We start from the raw sequence: 18,500 nt of genomic DNA on the forward strand, positions 1-18,500 counted from the left end.
AGACAAAAACATTGCCTATTCGAAAGGCGTCCGCGCTCGCCAGATCAGCAATGGAAATCGCTTGGCGCGATTGTTTGCGTGACACATCCAACGCCGGACATACCCCCCGGATCTAACCCGTCGGCTTAGGGTGTGGCGCATTCATCTCATAACGGCAGGACGTTGCGCAAGATTCGGTTCAAATGCCCGAACAAGAACCTACAATTTAGGCAGGTCGCTAAAGGTTAGCAGCCAGAGCTCCGATTCATCATCGCCGAGCCGCATCCAAAATCGGCAAATTATCGGCAAATGATCAGGTGGCGATCATCCCAGAGGGCTCACGAAATAGGCAAGCTCCCCACAGCTTCTAAGAGTGGAGGTAGCGATGATCGGTCTTTCGATAATCTCGGTAGCACTGGGTCTCAGCGCCGGCGAGCCGGTGATCGTTTATGACGAGCAACCGGCCTTGCGCGTCCAGCTGGTAGGTTACGATCTCAGCAAACCAGATGATCAGCGCCGCCTGCACGCCAAGCTACTCAGCGCGGCCGATAGAGTTTGCAGGGCAGCGATTCCCGATGCGATTCAGATCGAACTTTTTGCGTGCGAGAGAGATACGTTGGCCCGTGCTGATCGTGAGATCCAAGCAATCGTCGCGGCGCGTTCACTCGGGAAGCGCTTAGTCACCGCGATCGCAATTACCGCCGTCTTCAGTAAGTAACTCGCGGCTAACCGCAGCCCGCGCCGTGGCATCCGACTGACTTGAATTTGCAAAGGAGATTCGGCTCATGAACGCAGGGAAGACCTGCCTAACCTTGGTTGGTGCTGTTGCGCTCTCCATCGGGTCGCCCGCGTCTGCTGTCACCTACGTGGGCGAAGTCGTCGCATCGGGACTGTACAATCCGCGCGGACTTGCTTTCGGGCCTGATGGTAGCCTCTACATCGCAGAGTCCGGCTACTACGTGCCCGGCTCACCTACTACCGTGAATGGCCGGGGAGTTGCGTACTCTTACTCCACGACGGGCTCGATCACGCAGCTAAGTAGCGGCGTTCAGACGCGGATTCTCACAGGCTTACCGTCCATTGGTTCTGTCGCGGATGTCAGTGGGCCCAACGACATAGCCTTCAGTGCCGATGGCGCCGGCTACGTGGTTATCGGTCTGGGCTTAAACCCAACCGTTCGCACAAGTGATCTGGCAGGGACGGGCGCCTGGCAGCTGGGGCAACTTTACACCTTTACTCCCGGTGGAATCACGTCCGTCGCCGATATATCCGCCTATGAGGCCGGCCATAATCCAGCTGGTGGGCCGCTCGATAGCAACCCGTTCCATATCGCTTCCAGCGCCAGCGGAATGTTGGTTACAGACGCCGGTGGGAATGACCTGCTCCGCGTAAGTCCTGACGCCGCCGTCGGCCTAGTAGATGCCTTTCCCCCGGCCGCCGCAGGCGCGCCCGAGAGGGTTCCGACCGGGATCGCAGTCGCAGCCGACGGGTCCTATTGGCTTTCCGAGTTGACCGGAGCACCGTTCATCCCGGGCACGGCGCGCATCTTTCACATCTTGCCTGATGGCTCGATCGCGGACGTTTTTAGCGGTTTTACGATGCTCACGGATTTAGCTTTTGGAGTGGATGGAGCTCTCTATGGCCTCGAGTATGACACGAACGGCCTGTTCGCGCCGGGCGGTCCCGGCGCGCTTCTTCGCATCAACGGCGATGGTTCCAGCGAGACTCTGTTCACCGATCTCACCAACCCTACGGGCCTGACGATTGGTTCCGACGGCGCATTCTATGCAACCAATTTCAGCGCGTCGGCTGGCGGAGGTCAGGTTGTTCGAATCGCCGCTGTACCAGAAGCGTCGACCTGGGCGCTGATGCTGGTTGGCTTCGGTATGGTTGGCGTCGGGTTGCGCCGGTCTCGTAGATGCCTGCTGACGCCTGCCTCAATAGGTATAGAGAATTCGTGACATGCCCCACTGGCAGCTTCGACACAAAGCGACCAGTATTGAATGTCTGCGTTCCGTCCCAGCCAGCTTGCCGCGGCAGGTTTGGGTGGGAAACGGGCGCGGTCAGCGCTTGAGAAATCCCTCGAGCTGGGTTTGGAGTTCACCCAAGGACATCGGGTTCCAAACGCCCTCGGACGCCGGGTCAAGAGCATGATCGGCTTCAAGGTACGCCGGTCGCAACCAATCAGGTGTTGCCACCCGGGGCTTAGACTTCGACAACCAATTGAGGTCAAAAGGATCGCGGAAGTGAAGCCCGGCGTGGTCCCCATGTACCCAGCTGACACACGCGTCAAAGCAGCCAGCATCGCCGAGGTCTAGGACCACGTCCGAACCGTTACGAACGGCGCCGGCGCATTCGATCATGACCCCCGTCTCGGAAACGTTGCGCAATCTTACCGCCCAGGCGTGCGACCGGTATCGAAGTGTACCAGACCAAATTAGGGGATGCCTTTCTCCCCGGCGATGCTCGGCCGGGAGGGGCTGCACCTTCGCCATTTTCAGCTCGTCTGCCGAGAAGCGTTCATTGAGCACCTCTTGCAGGACCGCCACTTTCTTCTCTTCCGAACAGCGGAGTTGAGTCTCGTGAGCGAACTCTAGGCCCAAACGGCCGTCTTTGGCCCAACGCACTACGCATTCAACGGCGTGATCGGTGCCGAGGTGCAGCTCGATATGCTCGAAAATGTCAGGCTGCACTGCGGTTGCGACCATGGCGCCGCCGCGCGAGAGATTGACCAGCTCAACTTCATGAGACCGCTCCCGGAATATCATCCGGGCAAACGCGCCGGAAGCATAGGGCCGATCCTCGCTGCGCATATCCGTACGACGGGTTTCCTGCCGGGGGATGACCATGTCAGTGAGAGCTAGGACGGTAGGGCCGGACCGGATCTTCTTAGCCAGGAGGCGTGCTTTCCGCGCATCCGGTCCACCGAAGATTTCTTCTCGAAGGCTCATACTCACCTCGTACGCGCAAATCCGGCATCGTTTACCGTCAATGGGTTAAGAGAAAGTTGACTGAGCTAAGGCCGCAACCGCTGTTCAAGCTGGGCCTCCCGGAACTAACCGCATCAAGCGAAGTTTTTAAACTGATCCAAGTGGTTAAGGCGTACTTCCGCGACTCCCACCTGGATGGGGGTCGGGCGCATGAAGATCGAACTGAACTGCGCCAGTTGCGGCGATAACAACTTTAATCTCGACCACGGCGTGGCGGATCACGCCACCATCCATTGCAATCGGTGTGGTCACCGCATTGGTACGATGGCCGAGCTGAAAGAGCGTGTCGCCGCCGAAGTCCTGAGCCGCATTCACAAGAACGACTTCAGTTAGGCTGGGCGTCAACGCAGCCTTCAAATCACAAGCCCGGCGGCGCCTGATGTTTCGCACCAAGGCCTGGTCGGTCTGCGGCCGACTTTCACGGAAACCATGAGCCCTCAGCAGCGTTGGCCGCGTGCAACAGAGGGAAAATGTATGCGTATTTTGTCTGCGTCTGCCGCGCTTCTCGCGCTACTTCCATTATCAGCGTGCAAGACCGCTTCATCGGCAACCGATGGCATCAAGAGCGCTGGCTCGGCCGTCGCCTCGGGTGTGTCTCGTGTTCCGTCGCTGGTGAACGTCAATCTTTCAAACGTGCTGAACAACCTAGCGCTCGACCTTAAGATCGACAAAGCCAATATCCCGATCAACGCGCAGATCCCGATCAACGTCGCAGCCAACGTCTGCGGCGTGTCGATCAATGTTCTGTCGATCGGCGCAGCCGGTGGCTCGAGCAAGGGCTGCACCGCCAATTCGATCTCGCCTGAGCTCAAGCAGTACATCCAGGAGCAACTGGCCGCCAACGGTTCGGTCGGCGGAGGCGCTCAAACCACCACAGGCGCACCAACGCCAACAACGTCGCAGCCTGCAGGCACTCAGCCGGCGACGACGCAGCCGCAGCCCCAAATCACCACTCCTCAGTCCTAAGTTTTCAGGAGGTACGAATGTCGACACGTTCACTCGTTTGGACGTCCATTGCCCTTGCCGGTCTCGCCGTTTCGGCATGTAAGACGACGCAATCCGCGGCGCCGAGCAGCGCAGGTGAAGTGAGCGCCGGGACTCCCGCTCCCGCATCGAGTCCTGGAACCGGGAATACGACCGGCACGGGCGGCTCAAGCATTCCCGCGCTTGTCAGCGTCAATCTTCAGAATGTCCTGAACGATCTCTCCATCTCACTGCAAGTGAACCGCAACAATATACCGGTAACCGCCCAAGTGCCGATCGCAGTCGCAGCCAGCGTTTGCGGGGTGTCCGTCGACGTCCTGGCAGCGTCGGCAGCGAACGGCCATGCATCATGCACCGCCACAACATCTTCGCCGCAGCTCTCTCAGGCAGTGCAGCAGCAAATTGCTTCCGGCGGATCGGTCACTGGCGGGCCTCAGACGATGGGCGGGACGACGCCGACCAATCAAATGTAATCGACGAGCTGCAGTTTCAGATCGAGCTGATCACTTGGGGCTCGTCGGTTAGTCCGGCGAGCCCCTTCGGCATGACCAAAGGGAAGCTCTGGACAGCGGCAGGTTTGGGTGGAAAGCTGCCATTAGGCGATCCAGCCTAGCGGGCGAGCAATTTCGATAACGTTTGAACGATTCCCGATGCGATCTCGCGGATCTCGCTCATCTGATCTTTGTAGACTTGGAACTCGACCCACTTGCCACGGAATGGAAGGTACGCCTTGCAAAAGGTATCGATCTTTACGCAGTCGACGAACTTCACTTCTTCTTTTTGATAGTTCTGCGGGTACAGGAAGAGGCTCGACGAATATAAGTTCGTCTTCCCGAAATAAGATACTCGGCTTTCAGGCCTTCGAGTCCAGACATCGTCATAGCCGACGATCTGATATCCGTCCGATTCGCCGACCGGCCGTACTTGACGCCCATCGAAGCTCGTCCGGTCCTCCGCAGGAAAGGCCTTCAGATCTGGCCGTATTGTCATCGGAACCGCGGGCCGGATGTCCGACCAAATTCGAATGAGCAGAGGCCGCTCGCCTGGGCACCGAGGAACCGGCCTTTCGAGTGTTCCCGCAAGGCATTCCTGCCAAGGCCGGAGGGTCTTTGAATTGGCCTCCATGACGATCGATTCCTGGTCCCCGCCCATGAGGTTCCACTTGGAGACCAGGAAATGTGCGGGAATTCGGAAGGAGAGGCGTGTTCCAGGGACGACCCTGAAGAAATCGGAGTTCGGGTCGACCGGGATGTAATTGGCCACGGCTACCGTAACGGGTTTCGTCTCCTTGGTGTAGGCAGGCTTGTGACCCCTGTGGATCATTATTTGTTCAGCGCCGGGCTTGGTTGCCGAGCAGGATGATAGGGCAGCTATCGAAAGGGAAATCACGACCGGTCCCGCTCGCCTGAAGACCTTCCAACTAAGACACCGACAGCTCATCATTCAGTCTCGATAAGGCATACGCGTGTCACAAACCCTAATGGCAGGAATGGGTCGAAAGCAGACTCCAGCACTCATCAATTGCCTGAGATGGAACGCGCGCTATCTTCCGTCGGCCAGGGGGACCTATCGTGCGTAAGAAATTGTTGATTGTCGGTTCCGCGTTTGCGCTAGCGGCCGGACCCGCGACTGCAGAGGCTTGGATCGGCGGCGTCGTGGGTGACATCATGGGACAAGGGGTCGGGAAGTGGTGCTACGACGGCACCGCCAAGCACAACGCGAAATACTTCGCTGGGCAGATCCCTTACGCCGACCAGGCGATGGACAAGTATCTCGGCTTGGCCAAAACGACCTCCAGCCTCGACAAGATGTTCACAGGGACGCGTGACCATCGAGTGTTGTTCATCGATGGAACGCAGGCTGATACGCGAACAGCGCGCGATCCCTGGGCTGCCCGGATAGCGAAGCTCGATCGGGTCGACTTGGTCCAGTCTAACGATACCCAGAACATTCACGGGCAGTGGCGTGCAATCACAAGCAACGGCACTACGCTGGGCACTTACGACGTGCTACTTCGTGCAGGCGTTGGCGGATATCACATCCGCCAAATGAGCCTCATTTCCACGGGATCGACGACCCGACCAAGCGAGCTCACGCCATTCTGCAACGAGCCGGGCGATATCGCGAGATGGCAACAAGCCAAAGCCAAGCACGATACGGAGAAGTTTACGCAGGCGAAGCAGTAACAGCGACCGTCAGCGGTTCCGAATGACTGCAGATGGCCGCAAGCGGACGGTCCGCATGTGGCAAAACCCTATTGGGTTACGGACATTGGCTAAGTGTCGTTGGCCCGCTCCGAGGGACTCGAACCCCCAACCTTCGGGTTCGAAGCCCGACGCTCTATCCAGTTGAGCTAGGAGCGGCCGTTTACGCGGCTTGATCGCGCCGGGATAGCAACGCCTCGGATGCGCTCCAGCGGCCCCCATCGGGTCGTTCGATCGGCAGACCACAGTCATTGCAGAGCGCAGCGAAGCCATTCTCACGCCGGACGATCGACGTGAGCATCGGACGGTGGAGGCGAAAGAGGCATCGAACGCTCATGCTTAAAAGGTAGTGCAGCAGCGCCCTCACGAGGAGTGCCGTTTTCGCCCCGTAATGAATTTCACCGACATTGTTGCGGGAACGCAGCACACCCGAATGGCAGCTCTCGACCCATTGCGGACATACAGGGTCGATGGCAGCAACGTTCGTGATGGGCGGCACTCGGATCATCGAACTGGCGGAAGCGGACATAACCGGGCTTCAGAAGACGTGGAGAGTATCTCGTCTCGTCGCTGAACTCGACGAAAAGGGGATGGCGAGCCGAGAGCTTGGATATGACCACCTTGAACGGCTTGTTCACCGTTGGCCCGGCGGCGAGAGTTTCGCCTCTCATGGGCTACTCGATTTGGCGACGTTCGAGCCTCGAACCAAGCCAGATATGAGGGTCGAAGATTTTGAGGCGCTTTGGCAGGAAGCAGTCGAAGAAGAAGAGTTCTTTGCGGTAAACGACCCTTACGGTGACCGCTTCGCGACCAGTATGCCTTGGTGGGGCTGTGCAGGTGCGCTTGCAGCGTTAGCCGCCGGGATTTACCTCTTCATCGTGTGAGCGGGAGTGTCGGCTTTCCACCCAAACTTGCCGCGGCAGGTTTCGACCCATTGCGGGCATCGGTCTAACTCGAACGCTGTGAGCCGTGCGATGCAGGCTGCTGCGTGGTAAGTGCACCGTATGGATGATGCGGCAGCTAAGCTGGGCCAGTTCCTATGCAAGTATGACGCCCCAGTCGCCGCTGATGCGCGATACGCTTTGAAAACGCTGGCTGACCGCTTTCCGACGGCAACTCGGATCGTCTACGACAACTATAACGCGCTGGTTGTTGGCTTTGGTGCCAGTGACAAGGTGAGCGATGCCATCCTGTCAATTGCTGTTTACCCAAGATACGTCACCCTCTTCTTTCTTCGGGGTGCACGCGTTACCGATCCAAACGGACTGCTCGAAGGCTCGGGTTCGAAGGTCCGGCACATCAAGCTGAAGTCCATCTCACTCCTCCAAACTGCGGAAGTCGGCGCGCTCATTGACGCTGCGGTGGCTAGTGCGCCGAAGCCGTTTCCTTTGGAGGGCAAGGGTCCGCTGATTATTAAGTCGATATCTCCCAATCAGCGGCCACGCCGATCCGCGCCTTAGGTGTGCTTTCCACCCAAACTTGCCGCGGCAGATTTCGACCCATTCCTGCCATTAGCGAGGTGGTCGATTCACCGTTCAGCCGCAGCGCTTGGCTGCCGGTCGCTGCCCGCTTGACGGCTAAGCGTTCCGTTGAAGCGCTTGATCTGCACTCCTTCGCAACGCTGCAAGCTTGCCAGCGGCTTCACCGGGATCCATGTGACCAGCGACGATCATGCCGATTTCGTCAAGCAGTTGTACCGCAATATCGATATGCTGAAGAAGCGCTCCATGCCGTTCTATTACGGAGCTATCCCCTGCGAGCTCACCGCCAAGATTTTCAATGATTTCGGAGACGCGCCGCAAGTCTCCCGCCAACTGCGGGCCGGGCTTTGGCGTCTGACGGTTCCGTTTGGCAGTCGGTCGCGACGAAGTCGGTAGCGGGACTACGCCCGCTTTCACCAATCTCACCACCTCGTCGACGCGGTGCTGCTCGGCATTTGATGCCCGCCAGCGGGCCACATCGACCATTCCGGAAAACTGCACTCCGCACCAGCCAGCGTCCCTCCAGGCTAGGAGGCCATGCGCAATTAGCCTGCCACGGATTAGCTGAACCAGCGAACCCGCTTGAGGCAGCATCTCGCCGGTCAGCAGTGCACCGACCGATGAGACGTTGCAGATTTTGACGTCCGACGCATCGCCATCGCAATACAGAACGGCAGGCAAATAGATGCTCGACCGACGCTCACCACGAGTATCTGCAGTCTGACATGGCGTTGAAAGCGGCACTGCGGTCGGGCCTCTGAGCTGATTTAGCTGACCCTTACTTCTCTCGCCTTAACTTGAGGTTTGATATGGTCCGTTTTGGACGAAGCTTAATGACGTTTCATCGCCCAACCCTGCCGTCGGCGAGTGTCCGCTCACGACTCATTCCGGCCATTGATGGCGCGGCATGGACCGAAGACAATTGGACTCTCGAGCTCAGCAGGGATGAAGGCAGAAGGTCGGAAGCTGCCGTTCGTGTTCATGCTGTGGGCAGGCATCGCGCTAATCGCCGGCATTGCCGCATGGTTCGGTTATGTGGCTTTCGATGGCGCTAATCCGGGTTTGGTCGCTGCAGTGCAAGCTACTGCGGCAGGTGCAATTCTAACCATGGTCGTTGATACGATGGTGCCTGAAGCGTTCGAGGGCACGCACGACTACGCTGGGATCATTGCAGTGAGCGGCTTCTTGGCAGCATTTGCACTCTCGAAAATGGCCTAATCGCGACGGTGGCCGACAGGGAGCCGACATGGCCCGTTCGCTCAGCGACACGAGCATCCTTCGCGTCACGCCAATCTCGACTGATCGACGTCGACAGCTCTTCGTAGAAGCAGTGCGTCGGAGATGGCGGCTGACGAGGCCGTGTTATCGAAGATGCACCAGCACTCCCGCCCTCGTGTCATTTCCCGGTCAAGTCGATCGGCATAGGAACGAATGCGATCTGCGTAGCTCGAACGATAGATCACCGGTGATCCGTGCAACCGCCAGTAGGAAAACCCTCGCCATCCGCCTGGAGTGGCTGCGGCCGGCACGGTGACCGGGTCAGCTGCCACCCGAACGACTTTCATACGCTTCAGCAGATCGTCGGCCTCCTCGGTAAACCAGGTGGCGTTGCGGGGTTCGCAGACCACGGCAGCGGAGGTTCGGACTGCCAGTTGGTTGAAGAACCTTTCAACGAGATCTGCTTCGAACTGAAACTTGGGAGGAAGCTGCAGCAAGATGATCGCGAGCTTCTCTCTCAGGCAATGCGCCTGGTCTAAGAATGCGGCGAGCGGCTCATGGCAATCCACCAATTTTCGTTGATGCGAAATCTCCTTTGGGATCTTCACGGAGAAGCGGAACGTCGTAGGCACGCTCTCGTACCAGCGATTCCATGTCGATTTCCGATGAGGACGATGGAATGAGCTGTTGATCTCGGTGACCGGCAATATTCGCGAGTACCGCTCTAACCCGCTTCCCTCAGTCGGGAACTCGCCAGTGGCGGCACTGCCGATTGTCCAGCCCGCGGTCCCGATCTTCATCGAACACATCGGTCGCTTGACCGGCTTAGGAGGTCACCGGTCTCCCCGACCAACATTAGGCGCTGCAGGCCTCTTCGAAAGTATCGAAACTTCGACCACTGGCAGCCTGCCAACGTGAGCTTCCGTTGGGCGCCGTCACTCGCCTCGGGAAGCTCCTGCCCCTTAGTGCATCGTTCCATTTGGTGATCAGCGGCCGGAGGTAATTCATCGGATACTCCACAACGATGAGCCCGCCCACAGTCCTCGTTAACGATGCCAACACTTCGGCGTTCCTCAGCCAAACATGTGTCTGCATTGGACCAAACTTGCCCCGCGCAGCTCTCGAGCCAACCTGCCGGTAGCCGAGCGGCAGGCTTTCGCCGTAACTAGCGACGCACGCCTAAACAGCTGCTGTGCTTAGCGTTCCGGCCGGAAGAGGGCCGATGAGGCCTTTGACACTCTTCGCCTCGTCCAACCAAACCGGCCATTGCTCGCGGTGCAGAACGGCGACTTGGCGGTCGTGATAGGGCGCGACGTCAGGGCCCGGGCTGGTCGTCAGCATGGTGTACGCCTCCCCGGATTTGTCATCCGTCCGCCAAAGGCCGGCGATGCAGAACCAGGGCTCATCGTTCTTCGTGAATAACCACTTCTTCTTCTTCGCCCGCTTGGCTTGCGCATCTGGATCATCAGTGAATTCAAAGAAACCGTCGGCAACGATCAGGCAGCGTCCACGCTTGAACTCGCGCCCTTCCGACCGAAAGTTGAAGACCGGCTTGCCCGTGGGGCCACGCCAGCTCCATGGCCGCTGTACGAGCTCGACCGCCCCCGGCTCACTACTGCTTGGCCGCACGATCGTGCCCACCTCGCCGATGCGTATGCTCGTCGGTGCAAGGTTTGGAAGGCCCTCCGGAAAGCGGAGGGGAATCCTGATCTGTGAGAATTGCTCTGAGATGATCCCGAGCGGGACGTACCTTTGATACTCGTTGCACATATCGTCGATCCGCGCCGGTGCTTCGTGATGCCAACGACCAAACGAGTGGCGCAGCAAAGGTTTCAAGAGCAGCGCTGAGATCTCTAATGGCGGCTTCCGACCCAAACCCGCCGCGCGGCAGCTTTCACCCGTTGCAGAACAACACTCCGCGCCAGAACGTCACGGCGCAGGCACTAACATTGGCGCTGCGGGTTACAGCCCTTTATGCAGAGCAAACCGATTCAAACGGCAGAAGAACGGCTAATCAGCCTTGATGACCGCGCCAGAGGTCTCTTTGAACCACACTTGGATGCTCCGCCGATGCGGGTGCTGGACCTGCTCAGCAAGCTTGGTGACCAGCCCGAGCTGAGACTCATTGCAGGTGGTCTGGTGGTCGCTGGAACGTTTGCCGGCAATGACCGCCTTGTTCGGGCCGGAGCGCGAATGCTGATCGCTCACGAGGCTGCGACCCTAGCCAAGAATTTGGTGAAGACTAACGTTGATCGCACCCGTCCCCGAAGCGTGGAGAACACGGACGCCAAAAAGCCTAAGAAGGGCGATCACACCGCCAAGGAGAAGACTAGTTTTCCCTCCGGGCACAGCGCAGGCGCGATGGCAGCAGCTCGGGCGTTTTCTCGGGAGTTCCCGGAATATGGAGCGGCCGCCATTGGCGGTGCGGCCTTTATCGCTGCAATGCAGATCCCGAGATGCGCACATTATCCAACAGACGTCGCGGCTGGCGTTCTGCTCGGACTCGCAGTCGAGGGAATGACAAGCGCTGCCTGGGAGGCCGCGCAAATGGATGAGCGAAGCGTCGATTAGCCGCGCAGGGCCTGTTTTCGACCCAAATCTGACGCGGCAGCTTTCAACCACGGCTGAAGGAAGCTTGCACCGGTCACCGCTATCCTACTGATTTATGTTAGAAATCCGGCAGCTAGTTAACCGCTTCTCTCCATCTGAGCTTTACTCGCCACCTGTAAACCGACCGGATGCCGGGGGGCATCGTCGGAGTTGGTTGATGCCTGGTTTCGGAAAAAGACGCGATTTGGCTGGTGGTCGACGGACGACTCCTCGCCAACCGGCAGTGCTCGTTGCCTCGGCAGCAACAGACGAGCTTTCGTATTCCGTTGTACTTGAAGAGGTATGCTCCACCGGAGCGAAGCTTCGGGCCGGAGAAGCGCCAACAGTGGGTAAGCCATTGGTGGTGAAAATCGGAGCTGCTCAGATTTCCGCAAAGGTCGTCTGGAGCGATGGCGGAACCTGCGGGATCTCCTTCGACGAACCACTCACCCAACTCGGTGTTCGCCATCTGAAGGAAGAAGGGCGCTGGGGTACTGTTATAGGAATCCTGTGAAAACTGGACGTGCTTGCAAAAGCAATTTGCCGAGCGTCACCGCTTTCCTACCGCTAGGGACTAAGCAGACAATTCAACGCGATGCGTCTTCGGGCAAGGTTAGTCCATAGGCGCCAACCAGCTTATCGCGGCAGTCTGAAACGAGGTCCTCAGATCGTTTTAGGCTCGCTCGGAGGTTGCGATTGGCCGTCTCCAGCTCGATACGAGTCGGCCGCTCGTTGTCGTTGGATGCTTTGGTCACGCCAGGCTAAACGTCTCAAAGCAGGTGGCGGGCTCAATCGAAGATCTGCTTGGCCGTCCGAGGATCCCGAAGACTTCCAGAAGCCTGCTAACATAGAGCATTGCGGGAGCACGCGCCGGCCAACCATATTGGGTTGGTGCACCGACATCCCCGACAAGAGACCCCGCGCCTCGCGAAGCTACTCGATGAGCGCCACGACGCGCGCATCCGGGTCAGCCTAACAGATGAAGATGATCCTCTGAGGGCGGAGAAACTTGCAGCGCTGCTCAGCCAAATTCGCGCCTTAGATCTCGAAATCAACATGTTGGAGGCAGCGGCCCGGCAGGGAACAGACATCAGGTAAGGCCGTTGGACGGCGGCGCCTCCTTTCAGGGTGCGCAAGCCTACAGCAAGGCCCGTCTACCCCCCCCACCCCCCGGCGGGCCTTGCCCTTTCAGGTTTCTGGCGCCTTGGCCGCCTTCATCTCAGTCTCGCAAGATGCTTGGCTTGCAGCCGGATAGCACCGCCGCGCTATCCGCAATGGGTCGAGAGCCGCCGCGACAGGTTTGGGTCGGAAGCGGCCTTCATTGGGCGTACCGACGCCTGAGCATTGGCCGTCAGTCTCGCTTACGTAGCGCCGCCGCTAGCTCGTCTGTCTGTCGCGCAGTTCCCCGGAGCAGCGCGAGCTTTTGATCGAGCGCAGACAGATAGCGCGTCAAATCGGCGGCGATCCCGGGCACCTTCTGCACCTTATCAACGGCCTCGCCAATCTGCCCCACCGCCAACCCGAGAGTGCAGTATTCTGGCAGCGTGACGCCGATGGGCTGTTTGCCGTGGTAGACGATGCGATCTCCGCAGCGCTCGCGAATGCGAGCTTGAACGGCATATGGCATCACCCGTCGTAGAATGTCGCGATAGGGTGGCGACTCCAGCATCTGCGGCTCATTTGCTGCAAGTGACAAATAATAGTCGCTGGCCATCTCCTGCAGCGACTCACGGCCAAGCAGGCCGACCAGCCCCGCCGACACCATTTCGCTGAAGATAAATCGCTTAGGCGGGCTGAGGTCGATTTGCGTTGCTTGGTACGCGTCGATGACAAACGCTTCGCCCGTCCCCTCATGCACGGCCTCCAACGAACTAAGGGCTGCGAGACCGTGTCGTTTCGCTGTTTCGTAATAGGCAATCTGTTGGCGGAACTGGCGGCTATTGAACGTCAGCTCATCCACCAAACGCTGGCGATATGAAGCCGCCCGCTCCCGGTCGATCCGCGCCTGGTTCCAATTATTGACCTGCGTTCCAAGGAACACGCCGACAACGACGATCGCGAGATCAATCGTTACAGCGAACCAGTTGTGGCCTGCGACATGCTCGCGAATACGCCGGATCATCGCCGCCCTCCCCGCGACGATCTACAGTCAGGAAATAAGCGACGGCAATGTCTGATTTGGGTCCGGCAGGTTGAGGGGACAGTAAACCGGCCTGGGCACTTCCCCTTATTTCGCCGTCAGCATTGACGGTCTATAAGGTTGCCATCGCCGTCCTCAGGATCAGCACGACGCGAACGGAAGACAAATGAGAGCTCCCGCTATGAAGGAGCATCATTATGTCCGCGTCAGATCATCACAAGATACTGCACGAAATCGTCAGTCACTTCGAAACGCTGGCGGCAACATTGGGCATGCAATGGAAGCCTTTGCCGACGACGACCGGGGCATCGTCGACCTTGCCGCGTTGCAACGAGCAAAGGACGCCGCTCACAACGGCGCCCAACGGGCTCGCGAAGCGACGTCGACAGTAAGACGGGCGTTTGACTGAGTGCTGGGGCTGCGAGATGCCGCTCCAAGACCGGCTCAGTCGGAGATGCGCATTATTGCGGATATGAAACAGCTCTCTGTCAGCCGAAAAGGCTGGACATTGGGCAGAATGTCCGTGGCAAGCGATCTCACCTATTTTCAGCGGCGAGCGTCGCAAGAGCGAGCTGCGGCACTTAGCGCGGAGCACCCGCGAGCGCGACACGCTCACTTGCTTATGGCCAAAAAATACGAAGATCGCATAAGGCGCCTGGGCGTAAACGAGCGGTCGTCTTCAAAAAAGTTGCGCGTACGACTCATGCCCTCTCGGGGGCCGCCTTATAAGGCTGAGGTCTAAGGGCGATGGAAGCCGGGGGCATAGTTCGCCCCCCAGCGGCTCGCTTCTTTCCGGACAATGGCTGAAATGGTTCGAACGCTGCCACCCACTCCCTGGCGACAAGAAGAGTGGAAGCGGACCCAGTCAGGATATCTAGGTTCAATATCTCGAAAAATTCTTCGCCGAGTTAAGTTATGCGGTTCGGCTCCTTGATCGCTCTGGCGACGGGCAACCGTGCGACTGGCCGTTGTGCTTGGTCGATAACCTCGATCCATGCCTCAGCCGGGATGGACCCGCGAATGGCATGATCCGTGCCAAGGTCGGCAGCTAGCTTTCTGGCTTCAGATTTCGCTACCTCATCGTCGGGAAGATCTCGCCCGACCAGGTCGGCCGCCGCACCATTATTATCTACGAAGTTGAAGAAGTATCGGGCCACGTGCTAAATAACCGCTAGCTCCATGATGCCGCCTGCCCGGCGCCCTCTTGTCCATTTCACGGCGCCCTCAAATATTGCCCCGAGCACTCGCACTTGGATGCGCTCGTCACTCTCGAGCGCAGTTGCAGCCTCCAGACAGAACCCTTTCTCTGAAAGATTCAAGAGAACGCCGGTGACCGTAGTGCCGCACTGCCGAGTGATAACGCACTGTTCGTCGGTTTCCAGGCGCGCCGCGCGCTCCAGTTTGGCCGCGGGAATGACAACTGCTGCTTCGCGCATGCGCGGACCCCTTGGCGACCGGCCGCTGCTCCTGCGTTCGCGCGGTCGAGTCGTAACTCCCTGAAAGTGCTACAAGACTTAGAGCGAGTCCATCCGCTAATCGGCTCAAAACAAGGGTTCCTGCCGGCCCTGTGCGCTTCGCCACCATCCGGGCTTAAGCGCAGGCCTAAAAAGGCTGATTGCCCAAGGAGATCATACGATGAGCCGCGCGGCATGGATCGTCTTAATGGTTTTGGCAGGTCTGGCGGTGTGGTGGTTCACTACGCACTGACGCCAGCGGGTTGCAAAGTAGACATTAGCGGCTTCGCGAGGCTGTAGAGGCAGTGGTGGACGGCATCTTGGCGGCCTCCTATGCCCTGGGCGTGGAGGTTCCAGCCGATACATTCGTAACCAGCCTGACTCCCGTTTTGCAGACGGCGCTCGATGCTGTCGTAATCATGCGCGAGGACGGCACCATCGGGGGATGGAATGAGGTAGCGGAGCAGATATTTGGATGGCCTGCCTCCGAGGCGGTCGGGAAGCAACTGAGTGAGCTCATCATCCCACATCGTTACCGCGAAGCACATCACCGCGGGTTATCAGCCTATTTGACAAGTGGAAAAGGCCCGCTGCTCGGTCGGCGGGTGGAAATCACTGGGCTTCGCGCCTCGGGCGACGAGTTCCCAGTAGAGCTGTCGATAGCCCCGACTACCGACGCCGGCGAGCAAGTCTTTCTTGGCTTCCTTCGTGACATTTCCGAGCGCAAAGCCGCCGAGGATGCGCTTAGAGAAAGCGAAGCTCGCCTTTCCGCGACATACAATCATGCTCTGGTGGGAATTGCTGAGGTTGATCGCAGCGGTCGATTTGTCCGCGCAAACGATCAGTTCTCAGTCATGACGGGCTATTCTCTTGAGGAGCTCCGCACGAGGACCTTTTTTGACCTCACTCATCCGGCCGATCTTGCGAGCGAGCAGCAGGTTTTTGCGGAGCACTGGGATGGTAGAGACGCGTATACGGTCGAGAAGCGATACGTTCGCAAAGACGGTGCCATCATCTGGGTCGAGCTAGCCGCATCGATAGTGCGCTCGGAAGATGGGGAGGTCTCGTACGGCGTCCGGATCGTCCGCGACATCACGGATGAAAAGCGTGCTGGCGAGCAACAGCGCCTACTGCTTCAAGAGCTCAACCATCGCGTGAAGAACACGCTAACGGTTGTCCAGGGGCTAGCTCACCAGACATTCAAGTCGGGTGCCGTGCCACCGGAGACCTTGCGCTCCTTCGAGGGGCGGCTCGGCGCGCTTGCTGCCGCTCATAATCTGTTGATGAAGCAGACTTGGGAAGCGACGCCCATGGCCGATGCCGTCGAAGCTGCGCTGCGACCCTTTCAGACAGCCAATTCGCGGATCTCGCTCGGCGGGCCGGACCTCCTGCTAACACCGGCCGCGACAATCACACTCACTCTTGCGCTGCACGAGCTTGCAACCAACGCCGCGAAGTACGGCGCCTTGTCCAACAATGACGGCACGATCGACGTCGGATGGAGCACGGAAGCGGATACGCTTAAGCTCATCTGGCGCGAGCGTGCCGGTCCACCGGTTGTACAGCCAACGAGAATCGGTTTTGGAACTCGGCTTATTCAACGCGCCATTGCCAGTGATCTCGGCGGGACGGTTGACATAAACTATGACGGACTTGGACTGATCTGTACGATCATTTCGCCGCTCAAGCGCACCACGCCCTGAGCTGCGGACGGGTGTCGAGAACCAGTTTCTGGAACAGACACTCAATGCCGTCGCCGCCGATGCCTGTAAATTGCGTAAGCGGCGGTAGCTAGCGGCGCCCTCAACAGGATCGAAAGCATCATCGGGGCGAGACGAGTGGCGGCAATGGGTCGAAGCCTGCCGCGGCCGGAGTGAGTGGAAAGCTGACACGCGGTGCTATTTGGATCTTATCTCCAACCGCGTCTCGCAACCGGGTAACTGCGAGGCGACGTGATCCACCCAAGATACAGACCGCCTGAATGAGGTACGTAAGCGTTGGGCTCGGCCAATGTTGCAGCTCGCTATTTTCGTTGCCAGCTGCTCGCTTGTGGGCAGCCAGGGGATACTCAGGCAGTCTGCATAATGCTGAACGGCCTTCGTCTCCAAGGAAGTCATACCGTGAGTGCGAAGGACGAGACTTGCCGGGCACTCGGCAGCGTTAGCCGGCCTCTGCACCACCAGCGTTGCAATCGAGAAGAACGCTACCCTGACGCTCACGCAGTCATGGTGCCAAAGCAACCGATTGTCGGCAATGGGTAGAAAGCCGCCGCGGCAGGTTTGGGTGGAAAGCTGCCACCCGGGAGCATGTGGCCGGGAAGACACTCGTCCCATTTTAACACGGCTGTTAGAAATAAGGTGTTTTCAACAGGTTGTCGCATTTGACCGACTCGGTTAACAAAGCGCTAATTCCAGAGAAGGTATTTAAGCGATGCGACGGATTATCACTGCCCTCGCGACAGCCGCAGCTGTCGCACTCGCCCCAACGGCTGCAAATGCAACCAACGTGGTGCTTACGCCCAATACAACTTTCGGCTCGCCTCCCGGCGAGTTCGCATATTTCTTCACGAGCGGCGGCATTTCCGGTCCGATCGATGCGACGTTCGGTCACCAGGGCATCCCGGGCGTGACGAGCGCAGCAGGAACGCTGTTCACTGACATGTTCAACTTTATCATCAACGACACGGGCGTTGGCAGTGGATCGGTCACGACGCAGGTTTCGTTCAAAGGCGTAAACGGCCCCACAGACACCGACCTCCTCTCGGTCTTTGTGAATGGCGTTCTCGCCACCCATACGGTCAATGACGGTCTCACTGACCAGTGGTCGGTCACCGATGTACCCATTCACTTTGGGGTACCGAACAACATCACGATCAATGGCATCTCGCGTGGCCAGGGCCACTATGCGGGAACTGCCGAGTTCACGCCCGTGGCCGCAGTCCCAGAGCCGGCGACCTGGGCAATGATGCTCTTCGGCTTCGGCGCTGTCGGGTTTACGATGCGCCGTAAGCGCGCGGCCACTATGATCCGCCAGCTCGCGTAAGCTGATAAACCATTCACATAGGGGCGGTCCGGCAACGGGCCGCCCTTTCTATGTCGAGCGTTGGCTCCTTTATGACCGCGGCGCCTGCTGCTGAGCCGAATGCATGACCTGTCAGCTAGACGTCAGGGGCCGTCCGAACCCGGGGTCGCGAGCGAGTTCCAATCAAGATGCGCGCGCCGCCCCGGCCTAAGCACGGCTCACCGGAATTGTGAATCCACATCGTTCGTTTATCAGTGTGTTCGGATAGGTTGACTTGGGAGCGGCGAATCTGCGCCGATCATTTTGTGTGCGTAGCGGGGATCAGATAGATTGAACGGGGGCAGCTCACTCGAGCGCTTGCTCAAGAGCCATATAAACGCGCTCAGGCGCCGGAATGAGCTGCAGCTTCACTCGATTCCCTCTGGAGGCGCTGCCTCCGC

The 18,500-nt window shown here is 58.8% G+C and carries 22 protein-coding genes and 1 tRNA gene; 14 read left to right on the forward strand and 9 right to left on the reverse strand.

The window, feature by feature from the left end; genetic code table 11:
- The first annotated feature begins 364 nt into the window (after positions 1-364).
- Together ABD704_RS03110 and ABD704_RS03115 are read left to right on the forward strand one after the other, a co-directional pair.
- Positions 365-697, forward strand: a complete 333-nt coding sequence (locus ABD704_RS03110; protein ID WP_344698229.1) for a UrcA family protein — start codon at positions 365-367, stop codon at positions 695-697.
- A 67-nt stretch (positions 698-764) separates the two neighbouring features.
- On the forward strand, positions 765-1,940 hold the full coding sequence (locus ABD704_RS03115) for a ScyD/ScyE family protein (protein ID WP_344698230.1): 1,176 nt from the start codon (positions 765-767) through the stop codon (positions 1,938-1,940).
- A gap of 102 nt (positions 1,941-2,042) precedes the next feature.
- Here ABD704_RS03115 and ABD704_RS03120 read toward each other — a convergent pair whose 3' ends face one another.
- On the reverse strand, positions 2,043-2,930 hold the full coding sequence (locus ABD704_RS03120; RefSeq protein WP_344700470.1) for a PilZ domain-containing protein: 888 nt from the start codon (positions 2,928-2,930) through the stop codon (positions 2,043-2,045).
- Between the two features lie 189 nt (positions 2,931-3,119).
- Between ABD704_RS03120 and ABD704_RS03125 the strand changes: the two genes are divergently transcribed.
- From ABD704_RS03125 to ABD704_RS03135, 3 genes are all read left to right on the forward strand, one after another.
- Positions 3,120-3,302, forward strand: coding sequence for a hypothetical protein (locus ABD704_RS03125; RefSeq protein ID WP_344698231.1), 183 nt, complete (start codon positions 3,120-3,122; stop codon positions 3,300-3,302).
- A 141-nt stretch (positions 3,303-3,443) separates the two neighbouring features.
- Positions 3,444-3,935 carry a hypothetical protein gene (locus ABD704_RS03130; protein WP_344698232.1) on the forward strand — a complete coding sequence of 164 codons (492 nt, stop codon included), beginning with the start codon at positions 3,444-3,446 and terminating at the stop codon, positions 3,933-3,935.
- A 17-nt stretch (positions 3,936-3,952) separates the two neighbouring features.
- Positions 3,953-4,426, forward strand: a complete 474-nt coding sequence (locus tag ABD704_RS03135; protein ID WP_344698234.1) for a hypothetical protein — start codon at positions 3,953-3,955, stop codon at positions 4,424-4,426.
- A gap of 136 nt (positions 4,427-4,562) precedes the next feature.
- On the opposite strand, the gene ABD704_RS03140 is transcribed toward ABD704_RS03135, so the two are convergent.
- Positions 4,563-5,276: a hypothetical protein gene (locus tag ABD704_RS03140; RefSeq protein WP_344698235.1), complete on the reverse strand. Its 714-nt coding sequence runs from the start codon at positions 5,274-5,276 to the stop codon at positions 4,563-4,565.
- A 248-nt stretch (positions 5,277-5,524) separates the two neighbouring features.
- On the opposite strand from ABD704_RS03140, the gene ABD704_RS03145 reads away from it, so the two are divergent.
- Positions 5,525-6,139, forward strand: coding sequence for a hypothetical protein (locus tag ABD704_RS03145; protein ID WP_344698236.1), 615 nt, complete (start codon positions 5,525-5,527; stop codon positions 6,137-6,139).
- A gap of 100 nt (positions 6,140-6,239) precedes the next feature.
- On the opposite strand, the gene ABD704_RS03150 is transcribed toward ABD704_RS03145, so the two are convergent.
- A tRNA-Arg gene (locus ABD704_RS03150) sits at positions 6,240-6,316 on the reverse strand.
- 311 nt (positions 6,317-6,627) lie between these two features.
- Here ABD704_RS03150 and ABD704_RS03155 point away from each other — a divergent pair.
- From ABD704_RS03155 to ABD704_RS03170, 4 genes are all read left to right on the forward strand, one after another.
- Complete coding sequence (locus ABD704_RS03155; RefSeq protein WP_344698237.1) at positions 6,628-7,041, forward strand: hypothetical protein; 414 nt, start codon at positions 6,628-6,630, stop codon at positions 7,039-7,041.
- Positions 7,042-7,161: 120 nt separating this feature from the next.
- Positions 7,162-7,617 carry a DUF1801 domain-containing protein gene (locus ABD704_RS03160; RefSeq protein WP_344698238.1) on the forward strand — a complete coding sequence of 152 codons (456 nt, stop codon included), beginning with the start codon at positions 7,162-7,164 and terminating at the stop codon, positions 7,615-7,617.
- A gap of 129 nt (positions 7,618-7,746) precedes the next feature.
- Complete coding sequence (locus ABD704_RS03165) at positions 7,747-8,034, forward strand: hypothetical protein (protein WP_344698239.1); 288 nt, start codon at positions 7,747-7,749, stop codon at positions 8,032-8,034.
- 549 nt (positions 8,035-8,583) lie between these two features.
- A complete protein-coding gene (locus ABD704_RS03170) occupies positions 8,584-8,856 on the forward strand; it encodes a ZIP family metal transporter (RefSeq protein ID WP_344698240.1) in 273 nt (90 codons plus the stop codon).
- Positions 8,857-8,921: 65 nt separating this feature from the next.
- On the opposite strand, the gene ABD704_RS03175 is transcribed toward ABD704_RS03170, so the two are convergent.
- A complete protein-coding gene (locus ABD704_RS03175; protein WP_344698241.1) occupies positions 8,922-9,656 on the reverse strand; it encodes a DUF72 domain-containing protein in 735 nt (244 codons plus the stop codon).
- Positions 9,657-10,035: 379 nt separating this feature from the next.
- Positions 10,036-10,731: an SOS response-associated peptidase family protein gene (locus ABD704_RS03180; protein WP_344698242.1), complete on the reverse strand. Its 696-nt coding sequence runs from the start codon at positions 10,729-10,731 to the stop codon at positions 10,036-10,038.
- A gap of 180 nt (positions 10,732-10,911) precedes the next feature.
- Between ABD704_RS03180 and ABD704_RS03185 the strand changes: the two genes are divergently transcribed.
- Together ABD704_RS03185 and ABD704_RS03190 are read left to right on the forward strand one after the other, a co-directional pair.
- Positions 10,912-11,427 (forward strand): phosphatase PAP2 family protein, encoded by a 516-nt coding sequence (locus tag ABD704_RS03185; RefSeq protein WP_344698243.1) that lies wholly within the window; start codon positions 10,912-10,914, stop codon positions 11,425-11,427.
- A gap of 196 nt (positions 11,428-11,623) precedes the next feature.
- A complete protein-coding gene (locus ABD704_RS03190) occupies positions 11,624-11,959 on the forward strand; it encodes a PilZ domain-containing protein (protein WP_344698244.1) in 336 nt (111 codons plus the stop codon).
- A gap of 73 nt (positions 11,960-12,032) precedes the next feature.
- Here ABD704_RS03190 and ABD704_RS03195 read toward each other — a convergent pair whose 3' ends face one another.
- From ABD704_RS03195 to ABD704_RS03210, 4 genes are all read right to left on the reverse strand, one after another.
- Complete coding sequence (locus tag ABD704_RS03195) at positions 12,033-12,200, reverse strand: hypothetical protein (protein WP_344698245.1); 168 nt, start codon at positions 12,198-12,200, stop codon at positions 12,033-12,035.
- Between the two features lie 596 nt (positions 12,201-12,796).
- On the reverse strand, positions 12,797-13,486 hold the full coding sequence (locus ABD704_RS03200) for a hypothetical protein (protein WP_344698246.1): 690 nt from the start codon (positions 13,484-13,486) through the stop codon (positions 12,797-12,799).
- Between the two features lie 1,007 nt (positions 13,487-14,493).
- Complete coding sequence (locus tag ABD704_RS03205; protein ID WP_344698247.1) at positions 14,494-14,742, reverse strand: DUF6894 family protein; 249 nt, start codon at positions 14,740-14,742, stop codon at positions 14,494-14,496.
- 3 nt (positions 14,743-14,745) lie between these two features.
- Positions 14,746-15,021, reverse strand: a complete 276-nt coding sequence (locus ABD704_RS03210; RefSeq protein ID WP_344698248.1) for a PilZ domain-containing protein — start codon at positions 15,019-15,021, stop codon at positions 14,746-14,748.
- A gap of 326 nt (positions 15,022-15,347) precedes the next feature.
- On the opposite strand from ABD704_RS03210, the gene ABD704_RS03215 reads away from it, so the two are divergent.
- Together ABD704_RS03215 and ABD704_RS03220 are read left to right on the forward strand one after the other, a co-directional pair.
- Positions 15,348-16,742, forward strand: coding sequence for a sensor histidine kinase (locus tag ABD704_RS03215; RefSeq protein WP_344698249.1), 1,395 nt, complete (start codon positions 15,348-15,350; stop codon positions 16,740-16,742).
- Between the two features lie 727 nt (positions 16,743-17,469).
- Positions 17,470-18,081, forward strand: a complete 612-nt coding sequence (locus ABD704_RS03220) for an FxDxF family PEP-CTERM protein (protein ID WP_344698250.1) — start codon at positions 17,470-17,472, stop codon at positions 18,079-18,081.
- Positions 18,082-18,500: the final 419 nt, after the last annotated feature.

This window comes from Sphingomonas limnosediminicola (assembly GCF_039537965.1).
GTDB lineage: Bacteria > Pseudomonadota > Alphaproteobacteria > Sphingomonadales > Sphingomonadaceae > Sphingomicrobium > Sphingomicrobium limnosediminicola.

Bases quoted from the DNA above. Each gene is read 5' to 3' on its own strand.
- ABD704_RS03110 (WP_344698229.1), top strand. From the start codon at position 365: ATGATCGGTCTTTCGATAATCTCGGTAGCACTGGGTCTCAGCGCCGGC.
- ABD704_RS03115 (WP_344698230.1), top strand. From the start codon at position 765: ATGAACGCAGGGAAGACCTGCCTAACCTTGGTTGGTGCTGTTGCGCTC.
- ABD704_RS03120 (WP_344700470.1), bottom strand. From the start codon at position 2,930: ATGAGCCTTCGAGAAGAAATCTTCGGTGGACCGGATGCGCGGAAAGCA.
- ABD704_RS03125 (WP_344698231.1), top strand. From the start codon at position 3,120: ATGAAGATCGAACTGAACTGCGCCAGTTGCGGCGATAACAACTTTAAT.
- ABD704_RS03130 (WP_344698232.1), top strand. From the start codon at position 3,444: ATGCGTATTTTGTCTGCGTCTGCCGCGCTTCTCGCGCTACTTCCATTA.
- ABD704_RS03135 (WP_344698234.1), top strand. From the start codon at position 3,953: ATGTCGACACGTTCACTCGTTTGGACGTCCATTGCCCTTGCCGGTCTC.
- ABD704_RS03140 (WP_344698235.1), bottom strand. From the start codon at position 5,276: ATGATCCACAGGGGTCACAAGCCTGCCTACACCAAGGAGACGAAACCC.
- ABD704_RS03155 (WP_344698237.1), top strand. From the start codon at position 6,628: ATGGCAGCAACGTTCGTGATGGGCGGCACTCGGATCATCGAACTGGCG.
- ABD704_RS03160 (WP_344698238.1), top strand. From the start codon at position 7,162: ATGGATGATGCGGCAGCTAAGCTGGGCCAGTTCCTATGCAAGTATGAC.
- ABD704_RS03170 (WP_344698240.1), top strand. From the start codon at position 8,584: ATGAAGGCAGAAGGTCGGAAGCTGCCGTTCGTGTTCATGCTGTGGGCA.
- ABD704_RS03175 (WP_344698241.1), bottom strand. From the start codon at position 9,656: ATGAAGATCGGGACCGCGGGCTGGACAATCGGCAGTGCCGCCACTGGC.
- ABD704_RS03190 (WP_344698244.1), top strand. From the start codon at position 11,624: ATGCCTGGTTTCGGAAAAAGACGCGATTTGGCTGGTGGTCGACGGACG.
- ABD704_RS03210 (WP_344698248.1), bottom strand. From the start codon at position 15,021: ATGCGCGAAGCAGCAGTTGTCATTCCCGCGGCCAAACTGGAGCGCGCG.
- ABD704_RS03220 (WP_344698250.1), top strand. From the start codon at position 17,470: ATGCGACGGATTATCACTGCCCTCGCGACAGCCGCAGCTGTCGCACTC.